Source organism: Streptomyces sp. NPDC055078 (assembly GCF_053607985.1).
Genome location: NZ_JBSGUP010000719.1, coordinates 1 through 4,019 on the forward strand (window position 1 = coordinate 1; position 4,019 = coordinate 4,019).

Below are 4,019 nucleotides of genomic sequence, written 5' to 3' on the forward strand. Positions count from 1 at the left end.
GGACCCGGGGGGCGACCGGCTCGCTCAGCGCGATCCCGAGGAGGAGCCCCGCACCGCGCACCTCGCGCACCAGCGGATGCCCGGCCCGCCCTCTTCCGCCGCCCGTCGCACGCCTTCACACCCCGGACCGCCCATGACCCTGCCCGACCACACCCCGGACCGCACCTTCCAGGTGGACCTGCGCGGTGGCACCTCAAGAGCATCCGCCATCTCTTCCAGATAGACGGTCAGCGAATCGAACTGGGGCCAGCGTTCCGCGTACCGGCTGAAATAGCACAGCTGCCCCGTATCGGTATCCAGGTACAGGCCGGAACTCCGGTCATCGACCCAGAACGAGCAAAACGGAATCCACGACGGCCGCCATACCGGGAACTCGTCATCCTGGTTCCGCCGCTGAAGCAGCATCTGCTGTCGGTGGACGACAGCCACCGCGTCCAGGTCCATCAGCGTCCGATCGTTCAGCAGGAACCCCGCGCCGCGCATGTCGTAGACACCACAGCGAAGGGACCACAGCGCCCTCAACCCCGATGGGACACGGACATCGAGCGTGTCCTCCAGCGCGGAGATCTCTGCGTCGGTCGCGCCCGCCTTGAGTGACGCGTACGAAACGGGGGCATACTCACGCAGCCACGACTCGACCCGCTGCCACGCACCGGTCACCTGGCGGGCCTCCAACTCCTCCAGGCGGGGGTCCGGCATCTGATCGCCGTGCCCGTCAGGCTCGGTAGCGAGCGGCTGCGTCGCTTCGATACTCCTGATCCGGACCTGCCCCTCCTCCAGCAGGGGAGGACCGTAGACATAGTGCACATCCAGTTCCGGACAGTCCTCGAACATCTCACCGTCGATCCGCACGACATACAGGGACGGACCGCCCGCAGGGCTACCCAGCAGGGGCTCGTCCTCAAGCTGCCTGCACAACACCTTCAGGGCGTATCCCACCCCCTCCCCCAACTCCTCGCAGCGCTCCTGTAAGCCAGCTGGTACGTCAACAGCCATTACCTGCTCCTCAACCTGCTTCTCGTCAGTCGCCGGATACCCCAAGGCTCCCAGACGCCCCCGTCCTACGAACGTGACCGTCCGGTTCAATCTCGAGAGGGCCCCAGCAGCCGTGAACAGTGCCCGTGACAACACCGTCTGGCGCGAGTGCCGCGCCCTGAGCCAATGTCTGCTGCCCCTGATCGACCAGGACACATGGCGGCGTGATCGCCGCCACGGGGACTTCCGCGAACGCGGCCTGAGCGTGCCCGAAGGAGAACGACTGCTCGGAACCTTCGCAGCGCTCACCATGCACACCGTCATCCTGGACGCCGCAGCGGCCGGACACCCGTCCGGCCTCGAAGCACTGCACGCCACACCACTGCACACCATCGCCCAGACCGTGATGAACAGACGCGACTACGAGTTCCTGGCTGCGGCGCCCGCGCATCCGGACGACGACACCGAGGAACGGGACCTCGCAGCCTTCCGGCTGCTCGCCTACCAGACCGGCCACGCCGCTCACGTGTTCGTCTACCTCGGCAGCCAGGTACGCGCCACCTTCGACACCCTGGCCGGCCGCAGTCAGACACCCACCGCCACCTGCGGCGACCTCCGCCAGTGGGCGAGCCAGGCACAACTCCTGCCGTAGCAGCACCGCGCCCCTGAGGCCCGGCCGTACATCTTGCGTTTCCAGTCCGCTGGCCCTGACAAGCCGGTAGGCCGTCCGGCGTCTCTATGAGATGGTGGAACGAGAGGTCTGCTGGGTCCGCTCCACCATCCGTACCGCCGACGACCGCACCGACGACGAACTCGACCTCGCTCAGCAGCTGCTGATACGGAGGCGGCCCGCCCTTCCCCTGCCGGCTACCGTCGGCCCTGTGCCGCGGACAGCACCCGTGACTGAGCGGCCCCGCCCTGGAGACCGACTATGCCCGAGTCGATGCCCGCCCACCGTGAACCGGACGCTCGCACCTGCCGCTCCGAGGACGTCGAGGACCATGCTGAGTCGCTCCAGGTCCAGACAGGCGGGAACTTCACCGCCGTCATCGAAGGCCAGGCCGCCTTGCATCGTGAGGTCCGCGACGGGTTCGCAGCGGTGAATACCCGCCTGGACAGCCTCACCAACGAGGTACGTAGCAGCAACGCTCAGATCACCGGACTCCTCACCCGGCTGGTCACCCAGGGCGTTGCGGCGGACAACCGACCTCTCCGCCCACCACCCGTCCAGTAACGACCCCGCAGGAGCCGAACGCCCCAGGACACGAGCGTCGCCGCGAGGCCGCAGCGGCCGAGATCGCCGCGCTTGGCTGCTCCGTGCGCGCCCTGTCGTAGTGCGGGAGCGGGCGATGGTCACAGTGTTTGGGCGGGAGCAGCCGGTGCTGCCGAAGTCCTGGCGGCGTATGCGTCGAGAGCTTCGCGCAGGCAGTCAGCGGTGTAGCCGGGTAGCTGCTTCCCGTTATCCGCGTAGCGGGCTTTGATCTTCCCGCCGTTGGGCCGTTGCACGCGGACTTCGCGCAGCAGTGTGCACAGCTCGGGGCCGATGGTGTTCGGGTTCCGTCCGAGCGCCACGGCGAGATCGCGCGATGACATCTCCTGATCCTTGTTCATGGAAACGACCGAGTGTGCCTGGAACAGCAGTGACGGAACGCCATCAGGCACCAGATCTCCCGCCAAGACCTGGGGGTCGGGCACTGCTCCCTGTGCGGGAACGTGGGGTTTGGCGGCTGCCGCTGCCTTGTCCGCGCTCATGCCAGCGGCTGGGGAAGCGCCAGGATGCGGGCCCGTCACAGGCTCGACCAGCGGGGGGTCGTCATCGATATCGCTCAGCAGACGTCCCAGCTCAGCCCATGAGACACCGGCCGACATCACCATCGGGATCAGTTCCCCGATGCGCCTGCTCTCGGCCTGTGCCCGAACCCATAGATCGCGCGCCCTCCTCGACAAGGTGTTGTGTTCCTGGATACGGCGCACCAGCTCGGCCATCCGCTCATTCCGTTCCATGCCCGGATAACGGCCAGCCCTCGTCACGGGATGCGCCCGTACAGGACGGCACCTCACCCGTCCGGCACACTCGTGTGCTCAGCGCGCAGGGCTATTGCCCGGAGAGATCTCGCAGCAGCTGTTCTACCGGCCCGCATGACGGGTGGGGCCGTGCATGCAGCAAGGCCTGGGACGATGGTGAATTCCCGGGCCCTGCCTCTTGCTCGTACGCCCTTCGGCCCGCGAGAGTCGTCATCGTCGGGCGGGAGGAAGTCCAGTGGCTGGCCTGTTGGCCGTGCCACCTTGCGGGGGTGCCCCGCTGCAACGGGGCCTCCTGTGTTCTGCGGTGCGTGTCCGGACCGTTGGACCTGCGCCTCTCTTGCCTTTATACGCGCGCCCTCGGCGGTCGTGCCGCACGTGGGGACGAGTGCAAGGATGCTGGGGATGGTGAGTCCTGGCAAGGAGGAGTAGGCGGAAAGTTTCCTTCACCAGGGGCCTGCCCCCTGTGACCTGGTCTTACGGCGGAAGAAAGACCCGGCGGCGAGGTTATTCGATCCGGCGGCGAGCCATCCTGTAAACAATTTCTTTCCATCCCATAAACAACTGATCAGTTCATTATTTACGGATTGCCTCCAATGGGAACTGAATCGGCATTGTCAAGCGTAAGCCTGGGTAACGTGGGCTTCGCTGTCGCCTGTGGCTGCAACCACCGGCAGTGAAGAACCGTGCCCTGCAAGGCACTTGAGCACCAAGACCGGACCGTAAGCCGACCATCCGCCTCCTGTTGGGAGTCAACTTCCTTGTCTTTCCTGCTTCCTGAGCCCGTTCCTGCCGAGCAGAACGGGCCGTGCGCGCACACCCCGGCGAGCGCCGCGCAGTCATCGCCGCTGGCCTCCTTACTCCTGCTGGTCATCCTGCTGACCGCGCTGGTCGTCCTGCTCGGCCGCGGATGAAGCTCGAGGAGGCCCTCGCCATCCTGGTGGCCGGCGGCCTGCTGGCCACCTTTATTATTAAGAGTATGCTCTGATCCCCTTCGTGTTCAGGTGTGTAGTTCTGGGTGG

General features: G+C 66.3%; 5 protein-coding genes. 3 read left to right on the top strand and 2 right to left on the bottom strand.

Features of this window, described 5'->3' with window-relative positions:
• Positions 1 to 24: 24 nt before the first annotated feature.
• Positions 25 to 939, bottom strand: coding sequence for an SMI1/KNR4 family protein (locus tag ACWF94_RS35420; RefSeq protein WP_453498301.1), 915 nt, complete (start codon positions 937 to 939; stop codon positions 25 to 27).
• Between the two features lie 169 nt (positions 940 to 1,108).
• Between ACWF94_RS35420 and ACWF94_RS35425 the strand changes: the two genes are divergently transcribed.
• A complete protein-coding gene (locus ACWF94_RS35425; RefSeq protein ID WP_453498304.1) occupies positions 1,109 to 1,627 on the top strand; it encodes a hypothetical protein in 519 nt (172 codons plus the stop codon).
• 279 nt (positions 1,628 to 1,906) lie between these two features.
• On the top strand, positions 1,907 to 2,209 hold the full coding sequence (locus tag ACWF94_RS35430) for a hypothetical protein (protein WP_453498307.1): 303 nt from the start codon (positions 1,907 to 1,909) through the stop codon (positions 2,207 to 2,209).
• A gap of 119 nt (positions 2,210 to 2,328) precedes the next feature.
• Here ACWF94_RS35430 and ACWF94_RS35435 read toward each other — a convergent pair whose 3' ends face one another.
• Positions 2,329 to 2,961, bottom strand: coding sequence for a hypothetical protein (locus tag ACWF94_RS35435; RefSeq protein ID WP_453498310.1), 633 nt, complete (start codon positions 2,959 to 2,961; stop codon positions 2,329 to 2,331).
• Positions 2,962 to 3,758: 797 nt separating this feature from the next.
• Between ACWF94_RS35435 and ACWF94_RS35440 the strand changes: the two genes are divergently transcribed.
• Entirely contained in the window at positions 3,759 to 3,911 is a 153-nt protein-coding gene (locus ACWF94_RS35440; protein WP_453498313.1) for a hypothetical protein, read from the top strand.
• Positions 3,912 to 4,019 lie beyond the last annotated feature (108 nt).

Coding starts and splice junctions, on each gene's coding strand:
- ACWF94_RS35430 (WP_453498307.1), top strand. CDS start 1,907: ATGCCCGAGTCGATGCCCGCCCACCGTGAACCGGACGCTCGCACCTGC.
- ACWF94_RS35435 (WP_453498310.1), bottom strand. CDS start 2,961: ATGGCCGAGCTGGTGCGCCGTATCCAGGAACACAACACCTTGTCGAGG.